Source organism: Mesorhizobium sp. WSM3868 (assembly GCF_002294785.1).
Classification (GTDB): Bacteria; Pseudomonadota; Alphaproteobacteria; order Rhizobiales; family Rhizobiaceae; genus Mesorhizobium.
The window spans coordinates 60,209-81,963 of the sequence record NZ_NSGB01000002.1; the positions used below are offsets into that span (position 1 = coordinate 60,209).

Consider the following 21,755-nt stretch of genomic DNA (forward strand, 5'->3'; position numbering starts at 1 on the left):
ATGGCCGCCGTCACCCTCACCAATGTCGTCAAGCGTTTCGGCACCTTCGAGGTCGTCCATGGCGCCAATATCGACATTGCCGATGGCGAGTTCGTCGTCTTCGTCGGCCCGTCGGGATGCGGCAAGTCCACGCTTCTTCGCATGGTCGCCGGACTGGAGGACATCAGCGGCGGCGAGATCGCCATCGGCGGCAAGGTGGTGAACGATGTCGAGCCGGCCGACCGCGGCATCGCCATGGTGTTCCAGTCTTACGCGCTCTATCCGCACATGACGGTGGAGCAGAATCTAAGCTTCGGCCTGCGCATGAACGGCAATCCGAAGGCCGACACCGAACGGCGGGTCAAGCGCGCCGCCGAAATCCTTTGCATAGACGAGCTGATGCAGCGCCGGCCGAAGCAATTGTCCGGCGGCCAGCGCCAGCGCGTCGCCATCGGCCGCGCCATCGTGCGCGAGCCGCAGGTGTTCCTGTTCGACGAGCCGCTTTCGAATCTCGACGCCGAGCTGCGGGTGCAGATGCGTGTCGAGATCTCGCGCCTGCACAAGGAGCTCGGTGTCACCATGATCTATGTGACGCACGACCAGACCGAGGCGATGACGCTCGCCGACCGCATCGTCGTGCTCAAGGCCGGCAATGTCGAGCAGATCGGCGCCCCGCTCGACCTTTACGACGATCCGGCCAACCGTTTCGTCGCCGGCTTCATCGGTTCCCCGAAAATGAATTTCATCGCGGCGAAGGTCGTCGATTTGTCCAACAGCGCCGCGACCATCGAGCTCGTCAATCATGGCGGCGCCAGGCTGCGCAAGCCGCTCTGCGGCCCCTTGCCGGCGCCCGGCGCGGAAGTCGTGCTCGGCGTCAGGCCGGAGCATTTCTTCGAGGCCGGCGAGGGCGACTGCGACATTCCGGTGAAGGCCGACGTCGCCGAGCATCTGGGCTCGGTCAGCTATGTCTACGCCGATGCCGGGCCGGAGGAGCTGATCATCGAGCGCGAGGCCAGGCGCCAGCGCGCCGGCAGCGACCACTTCACCGTCTCGATCAAGGCCGAGCGCTCGCTGCTCTTCGGCAAGACAGGCGCCAGGATTCGCTGACTTTCCTTTCTGCCCGATCGCGAAGGCGTGGCGGCGACCGCATGGAGAATTCGACATGACATTCGGAAAAATTCGCTGGGGCATTCTAGGACCCGGCAGCATCGCCAAATCCTTTGCCGGCGGCCTGGCGCAGTCGCGCACCGGCGAACTGGTCGCGCTCGGCGCCCGCGACCCCGGCAAGCCGGGTCTTGCCGAGGCTTTTCCGGGCGCGCGCATGCTCGACGGCTATGACGCGCTGCTTGCCGACGAGGACGTCGATGCGGTCTATATTTCGATCCCGCATCCAGGCCATGCCGAATGGGCGATCAAGGCGGCAGAAGCCGGCAAGCATGTGCTGTGCGAAAAGCCGCTGGCGCTCACCGCCTTCGAGGCCGACGCCATGATGCATGCGGCGCGAAAAGCGGGCACCTTCCTGGGCGAAGCGTTCATGTACCGGCTGCATCCGCAGACGCTGCAGCTGGTCGAGCTGATCAAATCGGGCGCTATCGGCGAGGTCCGCATGATCAAGTCGAGCTTCGGCTTCGCCATGCCGGGCTTCATGCCGGAGCACCGGCTCTACGCCAACGAGCTGGCCGGCGGCGGCATCCTCGACGTCGGCGGCTATCCGGTCTCGATGGCGCGGCTGATTGCCGGCGCCGCGGCGGGAAAACCTTTCCTCGAGCCGGACAAGGTCGTAGGTGCGGGCCATCTCGGCCAGTCCGGCGTCGATGAATGGGCCTCGGCGGTGCTCCATTTCCCCGGCGGCATCGTCGCCGAGGTTTCCTGCAGCATCTCGCTCAACCAGGACAATGTCCTGCGCATTTTCGGCACCAACGGCCAAATCGAGGTGCCCGACTTCTGGTTCGCCGGTGGCAACCGCGATGTCGGACCGGGCCGGATCGAACTGATCCGGTCCGGCGGCACGCGCGAGGTGATCAGTGTCAACGAGACCCGCCACCTCTATTCCTTCGAGGTTGACGCCGCCGGCGAGGCGATCCTGGCCGGCCGCCAGGAATTCGCCTGGCCGGGCATGGGCTGGGCCGACAGCCTGGGCACGTTGCGCGTTCTCGACAAATGGCGCGCCGCCGTTGGGCTGGAATACGAGATCGAAAAGCCGGCTAAGCGCGTCAACACCGTCTCCGGCCGGCCGCTCGGCGCCAACGGCACAGCCATCGGCAAACGCGCGATCCCGGGCCTATCGAAGCCCGTCTCACGCCTGGCGCTCGGCTTCGAGGATTTCCGCACCTTCTCCTCGGGCTCGATCCTGCTCGACGCCTATTTCGAGGCCGGCGGCAACCTGTTCGACACCGGCTTCGTCTATGGCGCCGGCTACACCGAGACGCTGCTTGGGCAATGGCTGAGCAATCGCGGCGTGCGCCAGCAGTCGGTCATCATCGCCAAGGGCGCGCACACGCCGCTCTGCTACCCCGACGTGATCGGCAAGCAGCTTGCCCAGTCGCTCGACCGGCTGCAGACCGACCATGTCGACATCTATTTCATGCATCGCGACAATCCGGACGTGCCGGTCGGCGAGTTCGTCGATGCCATGGACCGCGAGGTCAAGGCCGGCCGCATCCGCGGCCTGTTCGGCGGCTCCAACTGGACGATGGAGCGTATGGACGCGGCGATCGCCTATGCCGAACGCACCGGCAAGCAGAAGCCCGGCGCGCTTTCCAACAATTTTTCGCTGGCCGAGATGCTGGAGCCGATCTGGGCCGGCTGCATCACCTCTTCCACCGACGATTGGAAAGCTTGGCTGACGGCGCGGCAGATGCCCAACTTCGCCTGGTCGAGCCAGGGCCGCGGCTTCTTCACCGACCGCGCTGGCCGCGACCGCACCGACAATGAAGAGCTGGTGCGGGTCTGGTACTCAGAAAAGAACTTCGGCCGCCGCGACCGCGCCATCGAACTTGCAAGCAGGCTCGGCAAAAGCCCGATCCATGTCGCGCTCGCCTATGTCCTGGCGCAGCCCTTCCCGTCCGTTCCCCTGATCGGCCCGCGCACGCTGGATGAGCTGGAGGACAGCCTCAAGGCGCTGGATATTGCGCTGTCGCCGGACGATCTGGAGTGGCTGGACAACGGGCCGGAGAGACGGAGGGCGTAGCGCCAGAGGGGGTCGGTCCGACTGGGCTCGGCCTGCTGCGGCAGATGGAGGTTGGCGCTCCACGCGAGGCGACCCCCTCTGGCCTGCCCCGCAAGGGGGAGATCACCAGTTTCGCTGCCCTCACCGATCAACCCGCGTCGACAAGATGATCGACGACGACGTCCGCTCCACTCCCTCCATTGCCCCGATCTGGTCGAGCAGCGCGTCGAGATCGCGGATCGACGGCGCGTCGACGATGACGATCATGTCGAAATTGCCGCTCACCGAATGCACCGTCCGGACCGGCGGCATTGCCTCCAGGCTACGCACCACCTTGTCGGCGAGTTTCGGCGTGACGGTGAGCAGCACATGCGCCTTGACCAGACCCTGCTCATAGTCGGGCGACAGCCTGACGCCGTAGCCTGCGATGATGCCGCGCTGCTCCAGCCGCTCGATCCGGCTCTGCACCGTGGTGCGCGACACGCCGAGCTTTCTCGCCAGCTCGGCGGTGGAGGCGCGCGCGTTGGCGCGCAGCAGCGTCAGCAGGGCCTGTTCAGCTTCACTGATCATTTCGACGAAACCCTTCGGCAAATTGCACTATATTCAGCTTCACTTTGCCAGATTCCGAGCTTCCTTTCGACAGGCAAGCTGCGATGATTCCTGCCAACTCGAACTGGCAGGGGTATCGTCATGAAAAACATTGTTGTCGTCGGCGCCGGCAAGATCGGCTCGACCATCGCTGAAATGCTTACCACCACGGGCGACTACCGCGTCACGGTGGTCGACCGCTCGGCGGCCCAGCTCGCCGCAGCCGAATTGCCGGCCGGCGTCGAGAGCAAGGAACTCGACATCGCCCTGCCCGGCGCGCTTGAGGCAGCGCTTGCCGGCAAATTCGCCGTGCTGAGCGCCGCGCCCTTCCACCTCACCACCCGCATCGCCGAGGCTGCGGCGAAGGCGGGCGTGCATTATCTCGACCTCACCGAGGACGTCGCCAGCACCCGTCGGGTCAAGGAGCTGGCGCGTGAGGGCAAGAGCGCCTTCATCCCGCAATGCGGCCTGGCGCCGGGCTTCATCTCGATCGTCGCCAACGATCTGGCCAGCCGCTTCGACACGCTCGAAAGCGTGCGCATGCGCGTCGGCGCGCTGCCGCAATATCCGTCGAATGCGTTGAACTACAATCTCACCTGGAGCACCGACGGCGTCATCAACGAATATTGCGAGCCTTGCGAGGCGATCGTCGAGGGCGAGCTGGTCGAGGTGCCGCCGCTGGAGGAGCGCGAGGAATTCTCGCTCGACGGCGTCACCTATGAGGCGTTCAACACCTCCGGCGGTCTCGGCACTCTGGCCGAGACGCTGAAAGGCAAGGTGCGGACGCTGAACTACCGCACCATCCGCTATCCCGGTCATGCCGCCATCATGAAGGCGCTGCTCAACGACCTCGGGCTGCGCCACCGCCGCGACGTGCTGAAGGACATTTTCGAGAGCGCCCTGCCGGCGACGCTGCAGGATGTCGTCATCGTCTTCGTCACCGTCTCGGGCCGCAGGAACGGCCGCCTGCTGCAGGAGACCTACGCCAACAAGATCTATTCGCACCGCGTCGGTTCCGTCGTGCGCAGCGCCATCCAGATCACCACCGCCTCCGGCATCTGCGCCGTGCTCGACATGCTAGCCGACGGCACGCTGCCGGCGAAAGGTTTCGTCCGGCAGGAAGACATCGCGCTCGACGCATTTCTGGCCAATCGCTTCGGCCGAGCCTACGCCCAGCACGAGACGGCGAGCCGCCTGGCGGGCTGAGCTGTGTGATCTCCCCCCTTGAGGGGGAGATGTCGCCGAAGGCGACAGAGGGGTCCTCTTAGCCAGTGCAGCGCATGTAGAAGCCAAAGAGGGAAGTCGGCGCTTCACGCGCGGCGACCCCCTCTGGCCTGTCGGCCATCTCCCCCTCAAGAGGGGAGATCACGCTCCCTCTAAACATGCAGCGCGTGCCCGAGCGCCTTCAGCGCCGCTTCCTGGAAGCCCTCGCCCTGGGTCGGATGCGCATGAATGGTGCCGGCGATGTCTTCAAGCCGCGCGCCCATTTCGAGCGCCAAGCCAAAGGCCGCGGCCAGTTCCGAAACGCCCTGCCCGACCGCCTGGATGCCCAGCACCAGATGATTGTCCGCGCGGGCGACGATGCGCACGAACCCATCCTCGCCTTGCTTGGTCATGGCGCGGCCGTTGGCTGCGAACGGAAAATGTCCGATCTTGATCTCGCCGGCGAGCGCCTTCGCCTCGTCCGGCGACAGGCCGGCGGTGACCAGCTCGGGATCGGTGAAGCAGATCGCCGGGATCGCGCGCTTGTCCCAGCTTCTTTTGTGGCCGGCGACGATCTCGGCCACCATCTCGCCCTGCGCCATCGCCCGGTGCGCCAGCATCGGCTCGCCGGTGACGTCGCCGATGGCGAAGATGCCGCGCATCGAGGTGCGGCACTGCTCGTCGATGCGGATGAATTTGCCGGCCATGTCGAGGTCGATCTGCTCCAGCCCCCAGCCCTCGGTGAGCGGCTTGCGCCCGACGGTGACAAGGCTCTTGTCGGCGGCGACCTTGGCGTTCTTGCCGTCGGCCGTTTCGACCAGCAGCGCGTCGCCCTTGGTCGACACCCCCTTGGCCTTGGCGCCCAGCATCACCTCGATGCCGAGCTCGCCGAGCCGCTTCACCACCGGCCGGGTCAGTTCGGCGTCATATTGCGCCAGCACGCGCGGCAAGGCTTCGACCACGGTGACCTTGGCGCCCATTTTTGCGAAGGCCATGCCAAGCTCCAGCCCGATATAGCCGCCGCCGACCACGGCGAGCTTATTCGGCACCTCGCTCAACGCCAGCGCGTCCGTCGACGAGATCACCGGGCCGCCGAACGGCAGGAACGGCAGTTCGACCGGCACCGAGCCGCTGGCGATCACCACCGCCTCGGCGCGGATCACCTGGCTTCCCGTCTCGGTCTCGACCTCGACGGTCTTGCCGTCACGGAACGTCGCCCAGCCCTGCACTGTCTTGACCTTGGCTTTCTTCAGCAGCCCAACGACCCCGCTGTTCAGCCGGCTAACGATACCGTCCTTCCATGCGACCGTTTTGCTCAGGTCGAGCGTCGGCCGGGCGACCGCGATGCCGAGCGGCCCCTTGCCGCCGGCCATGTTCGCGATCTTTTCGAACTCTTCCGCCGCGTGAATGAGCGCCTTGGACGGGATGCAGCCGACATTGAGGCAGGTGCCGCCCGGCTTGCCGAACTCGACGATCACCGTGTCGACGCCGAGTTGCCCGGCGCGGATGGCGCAGACATAGCCGCCCGGACCGGCGCCGATGACGAGCAGCTTGCAGGAGATCTCTTTCATGGGCTTCTCGTTGCTGAGCACGGGGATTTTGGCAGAGGGTTAGGGCCTGGCGAACGCAGACCGTGGCGATTGGCCGATATCCTTGGAATCTCGTCATCCTGGGGCGGAGCAAGGAGCGTAGCGACGCGCGTAGACCCCAGGATCCATGCCGTGACGTGAAGGCGTTGCAACGGTCCAGAATTCTGGTCCGCCGCGCCCTTCGGGCGAGGTCGCGGCATGGATCCTCGGGTCAAGCCCGAGGATGACGAGGGGACAACGTCGTCCGTATCCATACGACTAATCCACGAAGATCAGCGCCGGCGTCTCAAGCAACGTCTTGATCCGCTGCACAAACACCGCGGCATCCCAGCCGTCGATGACGCGATGGTCGAAGCTGGACGACAGGTTCATCATCTTGCGCGGGATGAACTGCGTGCCGTCCCACACCGGCCGCACCATGATCTTGTTGACGCCGACGATTGCCACTTCCGGATAATTGATGACCGGCGTGGTCGCCACGCCGCCCATCGCCCCGAGCGAGGTGATGGTGATGGTCGAGCCGGAAAGCTCATCGCGCGTCGCCGTGCCGGACTTGGCCGCGTCGGCAAGCCGGTTGATCTCGGCCGCGCTTTCCCAGAGGTCGCGGGCCTCGGCGTGCTTGACCACCGGGACGACGAGCCCGGTCGGTGTCTGGGCGGCGATGCCGACATGGATGCCCGCGTGCTGGTGGATAACGCCGGCCTCGTCGTCGAACAGCGCGTTGAGGTTCGGCTGGTCGGCGATCGCCTTGACCATTGCCCGCATCAGGAACGGCAGCAGCGTCAGCTTCGGCCGGTCTTGCCGCTTCTCTTTGTTGAGCGCGGCGCGCAGTTCTTCCAGCGCCGTGACGTCGACCTCCTCGACATAGGTGATATGGGGAATGTGCGACTTTGCCAGCGCCATCTTCTCGGCGATCTTGCGCCGCAGCCCGACGACCTTGATGTCCTCGACGCCCTCCTTGCGGGCAAGGCCGGTCGCGCGCGCAAGCTGCGGGCCGCGCGCCAGGAAGGCCTCGAAGTCCTCATGGCTGATGCGCCCGGCCGGACCGCTGCCCGCAACCTGGCGCAGATCGATGCCGGCTTCCTTGGCGCGCAGTCGGACGGCAGGGGAAGCCAGCGGCTTTTCGCCTTCCGCGCGCGGCGCGCCGATGACGGACGCTAGGCGCCCAGCCTTCGGTGCCGCTACGGAAGGCTGAGCCGGGACCTGTGCCGGTTTCGGCGCCGCTTTCGGGGCGTCCGACACCGGTTGGGACTTTGCCTCCACGGGGTCGGCGGGCGCTTCTGCCTTCGGCGCGGCCTTGGCACCGCTGCCTGCTTTCACGTTGCCTTCGCCGGCGATTTTGAGCCGCACGATCGGCGAGCCGATCGCCACCGTGTCGCCGATCTCGGCGCCGAGCCAGAGGATCTCGCCATCGACGGGCGAGGGAATCTCGACCGTCGCCTTGTCGGTCATGACGGCCGCCAGCACCGCATCCTCGCGCACCAGGTCGCCGATCTTGACATGCCATTCGACAAGCTCGGCCTCGGCGACGCCTTCGCCGACATCGGGAAGCTTGATGACATATTCGCCCATCGTCCGCCTCCCCCTCAGGCTTCCATGGTCTCGACGAGCGCGCGCCCGACCCGCGCGGGACCGGGGAAATATTCCCACTCCTGCGCATGCGGATAGGGCGTGTCCCAGCCGGCGACCCGCGCCACCGGCGCCTCCAGATGGTAGAAGCAGTTCTCCTGCACCAGCGCCGCGAGCTCGGCGCCGAAGCCGGAGGTCAAAGTCGCCTCATGCACGACGACGCAGCGCCCGGTCTTCTTCACCGAGGCGACGATCGCATCGAGATCGAGCGGCAGGAGCGTCCTGAGGTCGATGATTTCGGCATCGATGCCGGTTTCCGCGGCCGCGGCCTGCGCGACATAGACCATGGTGCCGTAGGCGAGCACGGTGACCGCCGAGCCTTGCCGGCGGATCGCCGCCTTGCCGAGCGGTATGGTGTAATGGCCATCCGCCACCTCGCCGAGCTCGTGCTTCGACCATGGCGTCACCGGGTTGTCGTGATGGCCGTCGAAGGGGCCGTTGTAGAGCCGCTTCGGTTCCAGGAAGATGACCGGGTCCGGATCCTCGATCGCGGCGATCAATAGCCCCTTGGCGTCATGCGGGTTGGACGGCACCACCGTCTTGAGGCCCGAGACATGCGTGAACAGCGCTTCCGGGCTCTGGCTGTGCGTCTGGCCGCCGAAGATGCCACCGCCGGTCGGCATCCTGACGACGATCGGGCAGGTGAAATCGTTGTTGGAGCGGTAGCGCAGCCGCGCTGCCTCCGAGACGATCTGGTCGTAGGCCGGATAGACATAGTCGGCGAACTGCACCTCGACGCAGGGCCTCAGCCCATAGGCGGCCATGCCGATGGCCGAGCCGACAATGCCGGATTCGCTGATCGGCGCATCGAAGCAGCGGTTCTTGCCGTATTTGGCCTGCAGACCCTGCGTGCAGCGGAACACGCCGCCGAAGAAGCCGACATCCTCGCCATAGACGATGACGCGCTCGTCGCGCGCCATCGAGACATCCATGGCGTCGCGGATCGCCTCGATCATGGTGCGTCTGGGCATCGATCAGACCCCCGCCTGCTGGCGTTGGCGCCTGAGATGCGGCGGCGTCTCGGCATAGACGCCTTCGAACATGTCGCGCGTCGACGGCTTGCCGCCGGCATGCAGCGTGCCGTGGCTTTCGGCTTCCTTCTGCGCCGCGATCACGGTTTCGAGGATCTCGGCTTCCGCCTGGATGTGGCGCTGTTCCGTCCAGACTTGCTTGTGGATGAGATGGTTCTTCAGCCGGATGATCGGGTCGCCGAGCGGCCAGGCGTCGGATTCCGCCTTCGGCCGGTAGGCCGACGGATCGTCCGAGCTCGAATGCGCGCCGACGCGGTAGGTGACATATTCGACCAGCGTCGGCCCGAGATTGCGACGCGCCCGCTCGATCGCCCATTTGGCTACCGCATGGACGGCGAGATAGTCGTTGCCGTCGACGCGCAGCGACGGGATGCCGAAGCCGAGACCGCGCGCGGCGAAAGTGCCGGAGCCGCCGCGGGCAATGCCCTGGAAGGTGGAGATGGCCCACTGGTTGTTGACGACATTGAGCACGACCGGCGCCTTGTAGGTCGAGGCGAAGACCAGCGCCGCATGGAAATCGGACTCCGCGGTCGAGCCGTCGCCGATCCAGGCCGCGGCGATGCGGGAATCGTTGGAGATCGCCGAGGCCATCGCCCAGCCGACCGCCTGGATGTACTGCGTCGCGAGATTGCCGGAGATCGAGAAGAAGCCGTGCTCCTTCGAGGAGTACATGATCGGCAGCTGCCGGCCCTTCAGCGGATCGGCCTCGTTGGAATAGATCTGGTTCATCATCGCAACCATCGGATAGCCGTCGGCGATGAGCAGGCCGGCCTGCCGATAGGTCGGGAAATTCATGTCGCCTGGCTGCAGTGCCTTGCGGAAGGCGCAGCTCACCGCCTCTTCGCCCAGATGCTGCATGTAGAAAGAGGTCTTGCCCTGGCGCTGCGCCATCTGCATGCGCGCATCGAAGGACCTGAGCGTCATCATATGGCGCAGGCCTTCGAGCAGTTCCTCGTCGGTGAGCAGCCCGGCCCATGGCCCGACCGCTTCGCCGGCGCGGTTAAGCACGCGGATGATGGAGAAGGCCATGTCGCGGATGGTGCGCGGATCGACATCCACCTCCGGCCGCGGCACCGAACCGGCCTTGGGAATGGTCACATTCGAGAAGTCGGGCGTGCCGCCGGGTCGAACCTCGGGCTCGGGGACATGAAAGCGCAACATTCCAGCATCGGCCATGACCTTCGTCCTCCAATGTTGCCGGTGCGATACTTGCACATCCGCGCCGCCATTTCATCGGGCGAGATGGCGGCCGACCTCCCGGTCATCAGTCTCGTCGAGCCGATGCGGCACATGGCCGACAAGATGCAGATATGGCGCCGAAATTTCTTGTCGATGTTTGCAAGCGTCGCGCAATTTGGCGGAAGTTTGCGGAGCGTTTGCCGCCACAAAAGACAATCAAGGCATGCGCGCCGGCCGACGCAGCTAATCTCCACCCTCGTGGGGAGTTGCTCAGCAGGGCAGAGGGGCGTGACAGACTCTGCTTCAGGGTCGTCATTCCAGGGCGGAGCAAGGAGCGGAGCGACGCACGCAGACCCTGGAATCCATGCCGCGACGTTGACGCGTTGCGGCGGTTGGAGAATATTCTGCACCCCGGCGCTCCCCGGCAAAAGTCACGGCATGGATCCTCGGGTCAAGCCCGCGGATGACGAAGAGAGGCCGGCCGCTTCTCCGTTCACTCCGTCTCCGCCTCATGCTAACTCACCCCGCATGGCACAGAAGAAGGGATACGAGGTCGATTCGTGGCTGGCGCGGCCGGACCCGGCCATGGCAATTGTCCTCCTTTACGGCCCCGATCGCGGCCTTGTCGCCGAGCGGGCCAAGACCTTCGCGTCGAAGACCGGGCTGCCGCTCGACGATCCTTTCTCAGTGGTCAAGCTGGATGGCGCGGAAGTCGACCGCGACGAAGGCCGTCTGCTCGACGAGGCGCGCACCGTGCCGATGTTTTCCGAGCGGCGGCTGCTTTGGGTCCGCAACGCCAGTGGCCAGAAGGCGCTGGCCGACGACATCAAGGCGCTGACGGCGGAGCCGGCGCCGGATGCTCTCATCCTCATCGAGGCGGGCGACCTGAAGAAGGGCACTGGCCTGCGGGCCATCGTCGAGGCAGCCGGCAACGCCATCGCCTTGCCCTGCTATGCCGACGAGGCCCGCGATCTCGACACGGTGATCGACGACGAGCTGCGCAAGGCCGGCATGTCGATGACGCTCGACGCCCGCCAGGCGCTGCGCCGCAATCTCGGCGGCGACCGTCTGGCCTCGCGCGGCGAGATCGACAAGCTGGTGCTCTACGCCCATGGCAAGAAGGAGATCGACCTCGACGACGTCAACGCCTTGTCCGGCGATGTCTCCGGCGCCTCCTTCGACGGCGCGGTCGACGCGATGCTCGACGGCAAGGTCGGAGATTTCGACATTGCCTTCACCCGGCATTGTGCGTCCGGCGGCCATCCTTTCCTGGTGCTGTCCTCGGCGATGCGGCAATTGCAGGCGATTCAGGTCATGCGCGGCCAGATGGAATCGGGCGGCCGCAATGCCGCCTCGGTCGTGGCGGGAGCGCGTCCACCGGTCTTCTTCTCGCGCCGCAAGCTGGTGGAGAAGACGCTCGAGCGCTGGAACAGCGAAGCCCTCGGCCGCGCGCTGAACCGGCTGCAGACGGCTGTGCTGCAGACGCGCAAGCGGCCCGATCTGTCGGAGGCGCTGGCTCGTCAGGCGCTGCTCGGCATCGCGGTGGAAAGCGCGAGATTGGCGCAGAGGTAGGCGATCAGCCAACCTCCCCTTGTGAGGCGATTGGCCGGCGCCTTCGGCTTTCGCCTATCGCGGGCGCCGCAAAAAAGAAGAGGCCGGCGCAGCGGCCGGCCCTGGTGTGCCTATCACCAATATATCAGCCTAGATCTAATCTTAAGCGAGAACTTTATTAGTCGGCTAATTCCACCTAATCAGCAACTTATCGCTCATCCTTCAGCCGCCGGCACAACTCGTCGAGCTGATCCAGCGAGCGGTAGTCGACCCGGAGCGTCCCGCCCTTGGCTTTATGCTCGATCGAGACGATCATGCCGATTGTGTCTGTCATCAACTTTTCCAAGGCCAGCGTGTCGGGATCCTTTTCCGGCGGGCTCGGCGCAGACCTTACTTTGGCCGGTGTCGGTCCGGCGGGCATTTGCGCCAACGCCTCGGCCTGGCGCACCGAAAGCCCTTCCTCGACGATCCGCTTGGCGAGCCCCGCCGGATCGCCGGCCGTGACCAGCGTGCGGGCATGGCCGGCCGACAACGCGCCGTCGACCAGCATGTCGCGGATGACGTCAGGCAGCTTAAGGAGCCTCAGCGTGTTGGCGACATGGCTGCGGCTCTTGCCGATCACCTGGCCGAGATCGGCCTGCGTGTAGCCATGCTCGTCGATCAGCTGCTGATAGCCTTGCGCTTCTTCGACCGGGTTGAGATCGGCGCGCTGCACGTTCTCGATGATCGCCAGCTCCAGCGCGGTACGGTCGTTGACATCGCGCACGATGAGCGGGATCTCGGTCAGCCCCGCGCGCTGCGCGGCGCGCCAGCGCCGCTCGCCGGCGATGATCTCATAGCGGCCGGGCTGCGACGGCGAAGGCCGCGCCACCACCGGCTGCACCACGCCATGCTCGCGGATCGACTGGGCGAGGTCGGTGAGTTCGGCGTCGCCGAAATGCCGGCGCGGGTTCTTCGGGTTCGGGCTGACGAACTCGATCGGCACCTTGCCATCCGCCGCGACCGCGCTCGGCTTTTCGGGCGCGACGGGACGATCGATCTCGCCGATCAGCGCGGCCAGGCCGCGGCCCAGTCTTTTTCTCGATTGGTCTTCACTCATTCTTCTGTCCAGATCGTTTCGGAATCGAATCGGCTATTGGAAATTGCCTGGGCTATTCAGGCGGCGCGCAGCTTGCGCTCGCGGCGGATCACTTCCGAGGCAAGCTGCAGATAAGCCTGGCTGCCGGAACATTTGAGATCGTAAAGGATTGCCGGCTTGCCGTAGGACGGTGCTTCGGAAACGCGCACGTTGCGCGGGATGATCGTCTCGTAGACTTTGTCGCCCATATGCGCGCGCACATCCTGCACCACCTGGTTGGCGAGGTTGTTGCGGCCATCGAACATGGTGAGCACGATGCCCTGGATGGTGAGGTCCGGATTGATCGTGCCGCGGACCTGCTCGACCGTTTCGAGCAATTGGCTAAGGCCTTCCAGTGCGAAGAACTCGCATTGCAGCGGCACCAGAACGGAATCGGCCGCCGCCATTGAATTCAAAGTCAAAAGATTGAGCGAAGGCGGGCAGTCGATCAGCACATAACCGAACGGCGCCGCGCGCGCGGCTGCCGCACGCAGCGCATTGCGCAGGCGCAGCACCCGGTCTGGCGCCGAGGCGATCTCCATTTCGATGCCGAGCAGATCGAGGGTTGAGGGCACGATGGACAAGCCCGGCACCGCCGTCGGCACCGCAGCCGCCTCAAGCTCGAGTTCGCCGGTCAGCACGTCATAGGACGAGACGGTGCGATCCTTGCGTTCGATGCCGAGCCCGGTGCTGGCATTGCCCTGCGGATCGAGGTCGACGATCAGCACGCGCTCGCCGATTGCGGCCAGCGCCGTCGCCAGATTGATCGCCGTGGTCGTCTTGCCGACGCCACCCTTCTGGTTGGCAACGGTGATGATACGCGGTCCAGTTTTCATGGGTCGATGCCAGTGATTCATTGCGGGGTCGCCGGGTGCAGATCGGTGATTTCCAGAATGACGCCATGAGCGTCGGTCATGCTTGGATGTTCTACCAGATCGAAGGTCCAGCGGTGAGCGCTTTCTTCCACTTCGGCCCGGTAATCCCGGCCTTTGTGAAAAAGCGAACGCGCGCCCTTGGTCAGCCAGGGCGCGGCAAGATCGAGCAGGTCCGGAAGCGCCGTCAATGCCCGCGCGGTAACGACTTCCGGTGCAGAAACAAGTGGATAGCTATCATCGATGCGTCGCGCCAGCACGCGCGCCGGCAGGCCGAATTGGCCGACGACCGATTGCAGGAACGACGCCTTCTTGCGGTTGCTTTCAACCAGATCGATCGTGGCGCCCGGCCGCTCTGCAAGCAGAAAACCGAGTACCAATCCGGGAAAGCCACCGCCCGAGCCGAGGTCGACCCAGCGCAGTGCGGTCGGCGCGATGCGCGCAAGCTGGGCGCTGTCGAGGATGTGGCGGCGCCAGACGTCGTCTAACGTCGATGGCGCCGCCAGATTGATGCTGCGGTTCCATTTTTGAAAATGCCGCTCGAAGGCCTGCAGCCGCTCGAATGTTTCACGTGAAACCGGACCCGCTGCCTTCTGCAGGTCCGCCCAGGCATCGCCACTCACGCGACCGACCTTCGTGCAGCCAGCTCGGCATTGCGAACATGCGCGACAATGATCGCCAGTGCCGCTGGCGTCATCCCTTCCATGCGCTGCGCGTCGGCAATCGAGCGCGGCCGGCGTGCCTTCATCTTCTGCTTCAGCTCATTGGAAAGGCCTGGCACGTCCGCGAAGTCGATGGTCTCCGGAATGAGCCGCGATTCCTCGTGCCTGATCTGCGCCACGTCAGCCTGTTGGCGCTCGAGATAGACGGAATATTTCGCCTCGGTCTCAAGCCGCTCTGCCGTGTTGGGGTCGAGTTCGCCAAACCGTGGCTCGATCCGCGTCAACCAGACCATATCGACGCCGGGATAGGCGAGAAGGTCGTAGGCGGAACGCCGAACGCCGTCCCGGTTGATCTCCAGTCCATGCCGCGCGGCTTCATTCGGCGTGAAGGCGATCGACTTTGCCAGCGCGCGGGCAGCGTCGAGCTTCACACTGATCGCGCCGAAACGTTGCATCCGCTCGGAGGAGACGATCCCCAAGCGGTCGGCCAGCGGCGTCAGCCGCTCGTCTGCATTGTCGGCGCGCAGCGAAAGCCGGAACTCCGCCCGCGAAGTGAACATGCGATAGGGCTCGGCAATGCCGCGGCTGGTGAGGTCGTCGATCATCACGCCGATATAGGCTTCGGTGCGGCTGAGCACGACCGGCTCGCTTGACGATGCCCTGCGCGCGGCGTTGATGCCGGCAAGCAGGCCTTGCGCGCCGGCTTCTTCGTAGCCCGTGGTGCCGTTAATCTGCCCCGCCAGAAAAAGCCCGGCGACGCGCTTCGTCTCCAGCGTCGGCTTGAGCTCGCGCGGGTCGACGTGGTCATACTCGATGGCGTATCCCGGCTGCAGCATCGTCGCCCGTTTCAGCCCGGGGATCGTCTTCAACATGTCGAGCTGCACCTCTTCCGGCAGCGAGGTCGAGATGCCGTTCGGATAGACGGTGTCGTCGTCGAGGCCCTCCGGCTCGAGGAAGATCTGGTGACCCTCGCGGTCGCCGAACTTGACGATCTTGTCCTCGATCGAGGGACAGTAGCGCGGCCCCACGCCTTCGATCGAGCCGGAATACATCGCCGAACGCTTCAAATTGAGGCGAATCAACTCATGTGTCGCTTGCGTTGTGCGAGTGATACCGCATTTGATCTGCGGGTTCGCGATGCGGTCTGTCATCAGCGAGAACGGCACCGGGTGATCGTCCGCGGCCTGGCTTTCCAGCGACGCCCAATCGATGGTGCCGCCGTCGAGGCGAGGGGGCGTCCCGGTCTTCAGCCGCCCGAGCTTGAAACCGGCACGCGTCATCGTCGCAGAGAGCCCATGGCTCGCCTGCTCATTCATCCGGCCGGCCACTATCTTCTTCTCGCCGATATGGATCAGCCCGCGCAGGAATGTACCGGTCGTCTGTACCACGGCGCCGCAGGCGAGCCGCCTGTCACCGGAGACCAGCACGGCCGCAACCCGACCGTCCTCGATCTCGAAGTCCAGGACTTCGCCTTCTACCACGTCGAGATTGGCCTGCTCGCCGATCGCCGCCCGCATGGCAAGACGATAGAGCTTGCGGTCGGCCTGGGTCCGCGGCCCGCGCACCGCCGGGCCCTTGCGGCGGTTCAGCAGGCGGAATTGGATGCCGGCAGCGTCCGCAATGCGGCCCATCAACCCGTCCATGGCGTCGATCTCGCGCACGAGATGACCCTTGCCGAGGCCGCCGATGGCCGGATTGCAGGACATGACGCCGATCGTCTCGACGCGCAGCGTCACCAGCGCCGTCGTGGCGCCGGCGCGCGCAGCCGCGCCCGCCGCTTCGCATCCGGCATGGCCGCCGCCCACCACCACCACATCATAGTGATTGGTCATTGCAAGAATCCGTTTCAGAGATGCTTTGACACATGTCCCCGCCAGCCTCCGCTGTCAAGGATGCAGTCCGTTGCGGAGGTGATCGCCGGGGATGGGGCTGCGTGCCGGTGGTCTGCCTGTCCGACCTCGTCCCGCGTAGAAGGGAGGCGCTTATCCCACGGACAATTTTTCACTTCTCAAGCGCTGCGAATCAGCGCTGTTGGTTTAGTGGCCAGCCGTCCTCGCCTTCTACGAGGCAGGCAATGAGGGGCAGCGCCGTTTGGCCCTTGATTTATTAGCACGCCACGCGTCTGGAGTCGGACTCGTTTCACGTGAAACACCCATCCGCCCACATCCTGTCGCTGTTTCACGTGAATCATCCCGCGCCCGCAACCGCCCCGCGTTTCACGTGAATCACTTGCCGATGCAGAACTGCGAAAAGATGACGTCGAGCATATCCTCGACATCGACGGCGCCGATAATACGCCCAAGCCGGTCCGTGGCCACCCGCAACTCTTCCGCACGCAGCTCTAGGCTTTGCCCCGACAGCGCCGCCGAGAGAAAATCCTTCGCCTCCTTCAGCAACTCGACATGGCGGAGCCTCGACGGCAAGATGTCACCGGCCCCTCCGACTGCGGCAGCGGCACGACCCGCAATCTCGCCCAGCAGTTCCGAAATTCCGGTACCTTCCTTGGAAGAGATGGCCAAATCATAGGGCCCTCTACGCGCTCCCATGAGATCGGCTTTGGTCCCGATCCTCAGGAGCGGAACACCTGTCGGAACCGCGCCGACGGGCTGTGGATCGACCATGTCCTCCAGCAGCAAAACCAGGTCGGCGCCACCCGCTTTCGCGCGCGCTCGTTCGATGCCGATCGTCTCCACCTTGCCGGCGGCCTCGCGCAGGCCTGCCGTATCGACGACCCGAACTCTCATCCCGTGGAGGTCCAGCACCACCTCCAGCAGGTCGCGCGTGGTGCCCGGCTCGTCGGTGACGATTGCCGCCTCGCGTTGGGCCAGGGCGTTGAACAGACTCGACTTGCCGGCATTCGGCGCGCCGAGGATGACCACCTCGAAGCCATCGCGAATGATCTCGGCCGCCTTGAACCCCTGAATGTGGCGTTCGATCTCGTCGGCCATCGTCGCCACATCGGTCCAGACCGCCTTCGAGACCGAACCCGGCACATCCTCCTCGTCAGCGAAGTCGATTTCCGCCTCGATCATTGCTCGAGCATGGATCAACCGCCGGCGCCACCCCGAATAGAGCCCGCTCTGCGCGCCCTCGGCGTTACGCACGGCAAAGCGCCGCTGCGCCTCCGTCTCGGCATTGACAAGGTCCGCCAGCGCCTCGGTCTCGACCAGATCGAGCTTGCCGTTGAGAAAGGCGCGCCGCGTGAATTCGCCAGGCTCGGCATGTCTGACGCCGGCAAAGCCGGTGAGCGTTTCCAGCATTTTTGCCGCAACGGCGCGGCTGCCGTGTACATGGAACTCGCCAACGTCCTCGCCGGTGAAGCTGCTAGGTCCGGGAAAGAACACGACAAGCCCGTGATCGATGACCGAACCGTCCGGTGCCATCAGCTTGCGCGACGTGGTAAAGCGATCCTTAATACCGCCGCCGGCAATCGTTTCGAGTACGAATCGAGTCTTGGGGCCGGAGATGCGAATTACGGCGATGCCGGCGGGCAGGCGACCGCTCGAAAGCGCTACGATAGAATCCTTCCAGGTTGCCATTTGCCCGACCTGCCGAACCACCCTAGGTATCTTCTTTCAGGCGCCGTTCCGGACGTCAGCCGTAGCTTTCCCGGAATTGCCTGCTCATCAACGAAGCCGAGCCGCTCATTGTGACCTTGCCCGCGCGAAACCTGCTTGCCGAAGAGGCCAGCCCCTATCTGCAGCAGCACAGCGAAAATCCCGTGCATTGGCGGGGCTGGTCGCCGGACGCCCTTGCCGAGGCGAAGGAACTCGGACGGCCGATCCTGCTGTCCATCGGCTATGCCGCCTGCCACTGGTGCCATGTCATGGCCCATGAAAGCTTCGAGAACGATGCCGTCGCCGCCGTCATGAACCGCCTCTTCGTCAATATCAAGGTCGATCGCGAGGAGCGCCCGGATATCGACCAGATCTACATGGCGGCACTCCATGCCATGGGCGAGCAGGGCGGCTGGCCGCTGACCATGTTCCTCACGCCCGATGGCAAGCCTTTCTGGGGCGGCACCTATTTTCCGCGCGACGCGCGCTATGGACGGCCGGGCTTTGTCCAGGTGCTGGAGGCGGTCGACAAGGCCTGGCGCGAGAAGCAGGAGAGCCTTGGCCAAAGCGCCGACGCGCTGACCACCCATGTCGAGCAGCGGCTGGCCGGCGCGAAGGGAAAGGCGGTGCTCGACCGCGGCACGCTTGCCGATTTTGCCGGCCGCATCGAGGGCATGATCGACCGCGATCTCGGCGGCTTGCGCGGCGCGCCGAAATTCCCCAACGCGCCCTTCATGCACAGTCTGTGGCTGTCCTGGCTGCGCGAGGGCCAGACCGCCCATCGCGACGCCGTGCTCATCAGCCTGGAAAAAATGCTCGCCGGCGGCATCTACGACCATGTCGGCGGCGGTCTCAGCCGTTACTCGACCGATGCCGAATGGCTGGTCCCGCATTTCGAGAAGATGCTTTACGACAACGCCCAGCTCATCCGCATGTGCAATTGGGCCTTTGCAGCAACAGGCAATGAGTTGTTTCGGAAGCGAATCGAGGAAACTGTGGCCTGGCTGCTGCGGGAAATGCGCGTCGAGGCGGGCGCCTTTGCCGCCAGTCTCGATGCCGACAGCGAAGGCGAGGAGGGGTTGTTCTACACCTGGAGCGGTGAAGAGGTTGAAGCCGCACTCGGTGCTGATTCCGCTCGCTTCTTCCAATATTTCGAGCTCGCCGCTCCGCATGGCTGGGAAGGCAAGCCCATCATCCGCCAGAGCGACGCGCAGCAGCGCCAGGGGATCAGCGATGACGCTCAGCTCGCATCACTGAAGGCGAAATTGCTAGCTGCCAGAGAAAATCGCGTCAGGCCCGGCCGCGACGGCAAGGCGCTTACCGATTGGAACGGATTGATGATTGCGGCCCTCGCGGAAGCGGGCCGCTCCTTCGGACGAGCCGACTGGGTGGACGCCGCCGTCAAGGCCTTCGCTCACATCGTCGGAGCCAGCAAGGACGGCCGCCTGCCGCATTCGATGCTCGGCGACAAGAAGCTTTTCCCGGCGCTGTCGAGCGACTATGCCGCCATGACCAGCGCGGCGATCGCGCTGTTCGAGGCAACCGGCAGTTCTGCCTATATGGACCATGCCCGGCAGTTCATCGATCGGCTCGACCGCTGGCATCAGGATCCTGAAAAGACCGGCTATTATCTGACGGCGTCCGACAGCGTCGATGTGCCGATCCGTATCCGCGGCGATGTCGATGAGGCAATCCCCTCCGCCACCGGCCAGATCGTCGAGGCGCTGGTCCGGCTCTCCTCCCTTACCGGCGATCCCGATCTTTGGGCAAAGGCATGGACGACAGCCGAACACGCCATGGGTCGCGCCGCGCAGCAAGCCTACGGCCAGGCCGGCATCATCAACGCCTGCGCCCTGGCACTCGAACCGCTGAAGCTCGTCATCATAGACAAGCTTGATTCCTCAAGCCTTGTTCCGGTGGCGAATCGAAGTTCCGATCCACGCCGGGTCGATTTCGTACTGCCCATCGGTACGGAAGCGAATCAACCGCTTTTGCCGGGCGGCGTGCTGCCGCCGACGGACAAGCCGGGAGCCTGGTTCTGCAGCGGACAGACATGCCTGCCGGCGGTTACGGATGCGGGCGAGTTGGAGAAGCTGTTGCGGCGGGAATAAACAGCTTCTTCTCCTCGGCTTGACCCAGGATCTATGTCGCGGCGCTTCCGACGAATGCGGCGGTGCGGAATTCTGCACCGCCGCAAAGCTCAAAAAACAACGGCATGGACTTAGGGTTCTGCGCAGCGTCGCCTCGCTCCTTGCTCCGCCTTGTATGCCGAAGAAAGGACCGGTCCCTCGGCGCCCGATCAGGTATTCATCGAATCGAAGAAATCCGCGTTGGTCTTGGTCTGCTTGAGCTTGTCGATGAGGAATTCGATCGCATCGGTCGTTCCCATCGGCGCAAGGATCCGGCGCAGCACGAAGATCTTCTGCAGATCCGAACGCGGCACCAGAAGGTCCTCCTTGCGGGTCCCGGACTTGAGGATGTCGATCGCCGGGTAGATGCGCTTGTCGGCCACCTTGCGGTCGAGCTGAATTTCACAGTTACCGGTTCCCTTGAACTCTTCGAAGATGACTTCGTCCATGCGGCTGCCGGTGTCGATCAGCGCGGTGGCGATGATGGTCAGCGACCCGCCTTCCTCAATGTTGCGGGCGGCGCCGAAGAAGCGCTTCGGACGCTGCAGCGCGTTGGCGTCGACACCGCCGGTCAACACCTTGCCGGATGACGGCACCACGGTGTTGTAGGCGCGGCCCAGGCGGGTGATGGAATCGAGCAGGATGACGACATCGCGCCCATGCTCGACCAGGCGCTTGGCCTTCTCGATCACCATTTCGGCGACCTGCACATGGCGCGCCGCCGGTTCGTCGAAGGTCGAGGAAATGACTTCGCCCTTGACCGAGCGCTGCATGTCGGTGACTTCCTCCGGACGCTCGTCGATCAGAAGAACGATCAGGTAGCATTCCGGATGGTTGGCGGTGATCGAGTGCGCGATGTTCTGCAACAGCACCGTCTTACCGGTGCGCGGCTGAGCGTTGATCAGCGCTCGCTGGCCCTTGCCGATCGGCGCCACCAGGTCGATCACACGCGGCGAGATGTCTTTGGTCGGGGGATTGTCGACCTCCATCTTCAGCCGCGAGGTCGGGTAGAGCGGCGTCAGGTTGTCGAAGTGGATCTTGTGCCGGATCTTCTCCGGATCATCGAAATTGATGGTGTTGACCTTGAGCAGCGCGAAATAACGCTCGCCCTCTTTCGGGCTGCGGATCGGCCCTTCGACCGTATCGCCGGTCTTCAGCGAAAAGCGCCTGATCTGCGACGGTGAAATATAGATATCGTCGGGACCCGGCAGGTAATTGGCGTTGGCCGAGCGCAGGAAGCCGAAACCGTCCTGCAGTACCTCGACCACGCCTTCGCCGATGATCTCGACGTCCTGGATGGCGAGCTTTTTCAGGATCGCGAACATCAGCTCCTGCTTACGCATGACGCTGGCGTTCTCCACCTCGAGCGATTCGGCGTAAGCGATCAGCTCCGGCGGCTTCTTATTCTTGAACTCTGCGAGTTTCATTTCTTGCATTAGATGGACTCTGGGTAGGCTTTGGGGAGAAAAAATCGGCTGGATGCGACAAATGCCGGGCGCG

At 64.6% G+C, this 21,755-nt stretch carries 16 protein-coding genes; 5 read left to right on the plus strand and 11 right to left on the minus strand.

Translation table 11 applies throughout. The features are described from left to right. Entirely contained in the window at window positions 1-1,086 is a 1,086-nt protein-coding gene (gene ugpC / locus CK221_RS03485) for a sn-glycerol-3-phosphate ABC transporter ATP-binding protein UgpC (RefSeq protein ID WP_095776743.1), read from the plus strand. 55 nt (window positions 1,087-1,141) lie between these two features. Beyond that, complete coding sequence (locus CK221_RS03490) at window positions 1,142-3,169, plus strand: aldo/keto reductase (RefSeq protein WP_095776744.1); 2,028 nt, start codon at window positions 1,142-1,144, stop codon at window positions 3,167-3,169. A gap of 120 nt (window positions 3,170-3,289) precedes the next feature. On the opposite strand, the gene CK221_RS03495 is transcribed toward CK221_RS03490, so the two are convergent. Beyond that, a complete protein-coding gene (locus CK221_RS03495; RefSeq protein ID WP_066991894.1) occupies window positions 3,290-3,718 on the minus strand; it encodes an Lrp/AsnC family transcriptional regulator in 429 nt (142 codons plus the stop codon). A 120-nt stretch (window positions 3,719-3,838) separates the two neighbouring features. On the opposite strand from CK221_RS03495, the gene CK221_RS03500 reads away from it, so the two are divergent. Next, on the plus strand, window positions 3,839-4,942 hold the full coding sequence (locus tag CK221_RS03500; protein WP_095776745.1) for a saccharopine dehydrogenase family protein: 1,104 nt from the start codon (window positions 3,839-3,841) through the stop codon (window positions 4,940-4,942). Window positions 4,943-5,112: 170 nt separating this feature from the next. On the opposite strand, the gene lpdA is transcribed toward CK221_RS03500, so the two are convergent. The 4 genes from lpdA to CK221_RS03520 all read right to left on the minus strand — a co-directional run bounded on the left by lpdA (window position 5,113) and on the right by CK221_RS03520 (window position 10,364). Next, window positions 5,113-6,510, minus strand: coding sequence for a dihydrolipoyl dehydrogenase (lpdA, locus tag CK221_RS03505; RefSeq protein ID WP_095777068.1), 1,398 nt, complete (start codon window positions 6,508-6,510; stop codon window positions 5,113-5,115). Between the two features lie 276 nt (window positions 6,511-6,786). Further along, entirely contained in the window at window positions 6,787-8,100 is a 1,314-nt protein-coding gene (locus CK221_RS03510) for a dihydrolipoamide acetyltransferase family protein (protein WP_095776746.1), read from the minus strand. Window positions 8,101-8,114: 14 nt separating this feature from the next. Next, complete coding sequence (locus tag CK221_RS03515; RefSeq protein WP_095776747.1) at window positions 8,115-9,128, minus strand: alpha-ketoacid dehydrogenase subunit beta; 1,014 nt, start codon at window positions 9,126-9,128, stop codon at window positions 8,115-8,117. Between the two features lie 3 nt (window positions 9,129-9,131). Next, a complete protein-coding gene (locus CK221_RS03520; protein WP_095776748.1) occupies window positions 9,132-10,364 on the minus strand; it encodes a 3-methyl-2-oxobutanoate dehydrogenase (2-methylpropanoyl-transferring) subunit alpha in 1,233 nt (410 codons plus the stop codon). A 531-nt stretch (window positions 10,365-10,895) separates the two neighbouring features. On the opposite strand from CK221_RS03520, the gene holA reads away from it, so the two are divergent. Then, window positions 10,896-11,939 carry a DNA polymerase III subunit delta gene (holA, locus tag CK221_RS03525; RefSeq protein WP_095776749.1) on the plus strand — a complete coding sequence of 348 codons (1,044 nt, stop codon included), beginning with the start codon at window positions 10,896-10,898 and terminating at the stop codon, window positions 11,937-11,939. Between the two features lie 187 nt (window positions 11,940-12,126). Here the strand turns inward: holA and CK221_RS03530 are convergent, their stop codons facing one another. The 5 genes from CK221_RS03530 to mnmE form a co-directional block, all read right to left on the minus strand. Next, window positions 12,127-13,017 (minus strand): ParB/RepB/Spo0J family partition protein, encoded by an 891-nt coding sequence (locus CK221_RS03530; RefSeq protein ID WP_095776750.1) that lies wholly within the window; start codon window positions 13,015-13,017, stop codon window positions 12,127-12,129. Between the two features lie 56 nt (window positions 13,018-13,073). Continuing rightward, the gene (locus tag CK221_RS03535) at window positions 13,074-13,871 is read right to left on the minus strand and encodes a ParA family protein (RefSeq protein WP_066991504.1); all 798 of its coding nucleotides are present in this window, start codon (window positions 13,869-13,871) and stop codon (window positions 13,074-13,076) included. A 17-nt stretch (window positions 13,872-13,888) separates the two neighbouring features. Beyond that, window positions 13,889-14,530, minus strand: a complete 642-nt coding sequence (gene rsmG / locus CK221_RS03540; protein ID WP_095776751.1) for a 16S rRNA (guanine(527)-N(7))-methyltransferase RsmG — start codon at window positions 14,528-14,530, stop codon at window positions 13,889-13,891. Then, the gene (gene mnmG / locus CK221_RS03545; protein WP_095776752.1) at window positions 14,527-16,401 is read right to left on the minus strand and encodes a tRNA uridine-5-carboxymethylaminomethyl(34) synthesis enzyme MnmG; all 1,875 of its coding nucleotides are present in this window, start codon (window positions 16,399-16,401) and stop codon (window positions 14,527-14,529) included. Before mnmG ends, rsmG begins: the two co-directional genes overlap by 4 nt. A 393-nt stretch (window positions 16,402-16,794) precedes the next feature. Further along, complete coding sequence (mnmE, locus tag CK221_RS03550; protein WP_095776753.1) at window positions 16,795-18,108, minus strand: tRNA uridine-5-carboxymethylaminomethyl(34) synthesis GTPase MnmE; 1,314 nt, start codon at window positions 18,106-18,108, stop codon at window positions 16,795-16,797. Between the two features lie 110 nt (window positions 18,109-18,218). Between mnmE and CK221_RS03555 the strand changes: the two genes are divergently transcribed. Further along, a complete protein-coding gene (locus CK221_RS03555; protein ID WP_095776754.1) occupies window positions 18,219-20,237 on the plus strand; it encodes a thioredoxin domain-containing protein in 2,019 nt (672 codons plus the stop codon). A 188-nt stretch (window positions 20,238-20,425) separates the two neighbouring features. Here the strand turns inward: CK221_RS03555 and rho are convergent, their stop codons facing one another. Further along, the gene (gene rho, locus CK221_RS03560; RefSeq protein ID WP_082953824.1) at window positions 20,426-21,691 is read right to left on the minus strand and encodes a transcription termination factor Rho; all 1,266 of its coding nucleotides are present in this window, start codon (window positions 21,689-21,691) and stop codon (window positions 20,426-20,428) included. Window positions 21,692-21,755 lie beyond the last annotated feature (64 nt).

Excerpts from the sequence above, each read along its gene's own strand:
- ugpC (WP_095776743.1), top strand. The coding sequence starts at position 1 with ATGGCCGCCGTCACCCTCACCAATGTCGTCAAGCGTTTCGGCACCTTC.
- CK221_RS03490 (WP_095776744.1), top strand. The coding sequence starts at position 1,142 with ATGACATTCGGAAAAATTCGCTGGGGCATTCTAGGACCCGGCAGCATC.
- CK221_RS03495 (WP_066991894.1), bottom strand. The coding sequence starts at position 3,718 with ATGATCAGTGAAGCTGAACAGGCCCTGCTGACGCTGCTGCGCGCCAAC.
- CK221_RS03500 (WP_095776745.1), top strand. The coding sequence starts at position 3,839 with ATGAAAAACATTGTTGTCGTCGGCGCCGGCAAGATCGGCTCGACCATC.
- lpdA (WP_095777068.1), bottom strand. The coding sequence starts at position 6,510 with ATGAAAGAGATCTCCTGCAAGCTGCTCGTCATCGGCGCCGGTCCGGGC.
- CK221_RS03510 (WP_095776746.1), bottom strand. The coding sequence starts at position 8,100 with ATGGGCGAATATGTCATCAAGCTTCCCGATGTCGGCGAAGGCGTCGCC.
- CK221_RS03515 (WP_095776747.1), bottom strand. The coding sequence starts at position 9,128 with ATGCCCAGACGCACCATGATCGAGGCGATCCGCGACGCCATGGATGTC.
- CK221_RS03520 (WP_095776748.1), bottom strand. The coding sequence starts at position 10,364 with ATGGCCGATGCTGGAATGTTGCGCTTTCATGTCCCCGAGCCCGAGGTT.
- holA (WP_095776749.1), top strand. The coding sequence starts at position 10,896 with ATGGCACAGAAGAAGGGATACGAGGTCGATTCGTGGCTGGCGCGGCCG.
- CK221_RS03530 (WP_095776750.1), bottom strand. The coding sequence starts at position 13,017 with ATGAGTGAAGACCAATCGAGAAAAAGACTGGGCCGCGGCCTGGCCGCG.
- CK221_RS03535 (WP_066991504.1), bottom strand. The coding sequence starts at position 13,871 with ATGAAAACTGGACCGCGTATCATCACCGTTGCCAACCAGAAGGGTGGC.
- mnmG (WP_095776752.1), bottom strand. The coding sequence starts at position 16,401 with ATGACCAATCACTATGATGTGGTGGTGGTGGGCGGCGGCCATGCCGGA.
- mnmE (WP_095776753.1), bottom strand. The coding sequence starts at position 18,108 with ATGGCAACCTGGAAGGATTCTATCGTAGCGCTTTCGAGCGGTCGCCTG.
- rho (WP_082953824.1), bottom strand. The coding sequence starts at position 21,691 with ATGCAAGAAATGAAACTCGCAGAGTTCAAGAATAAGAAGCCGCCGGAG.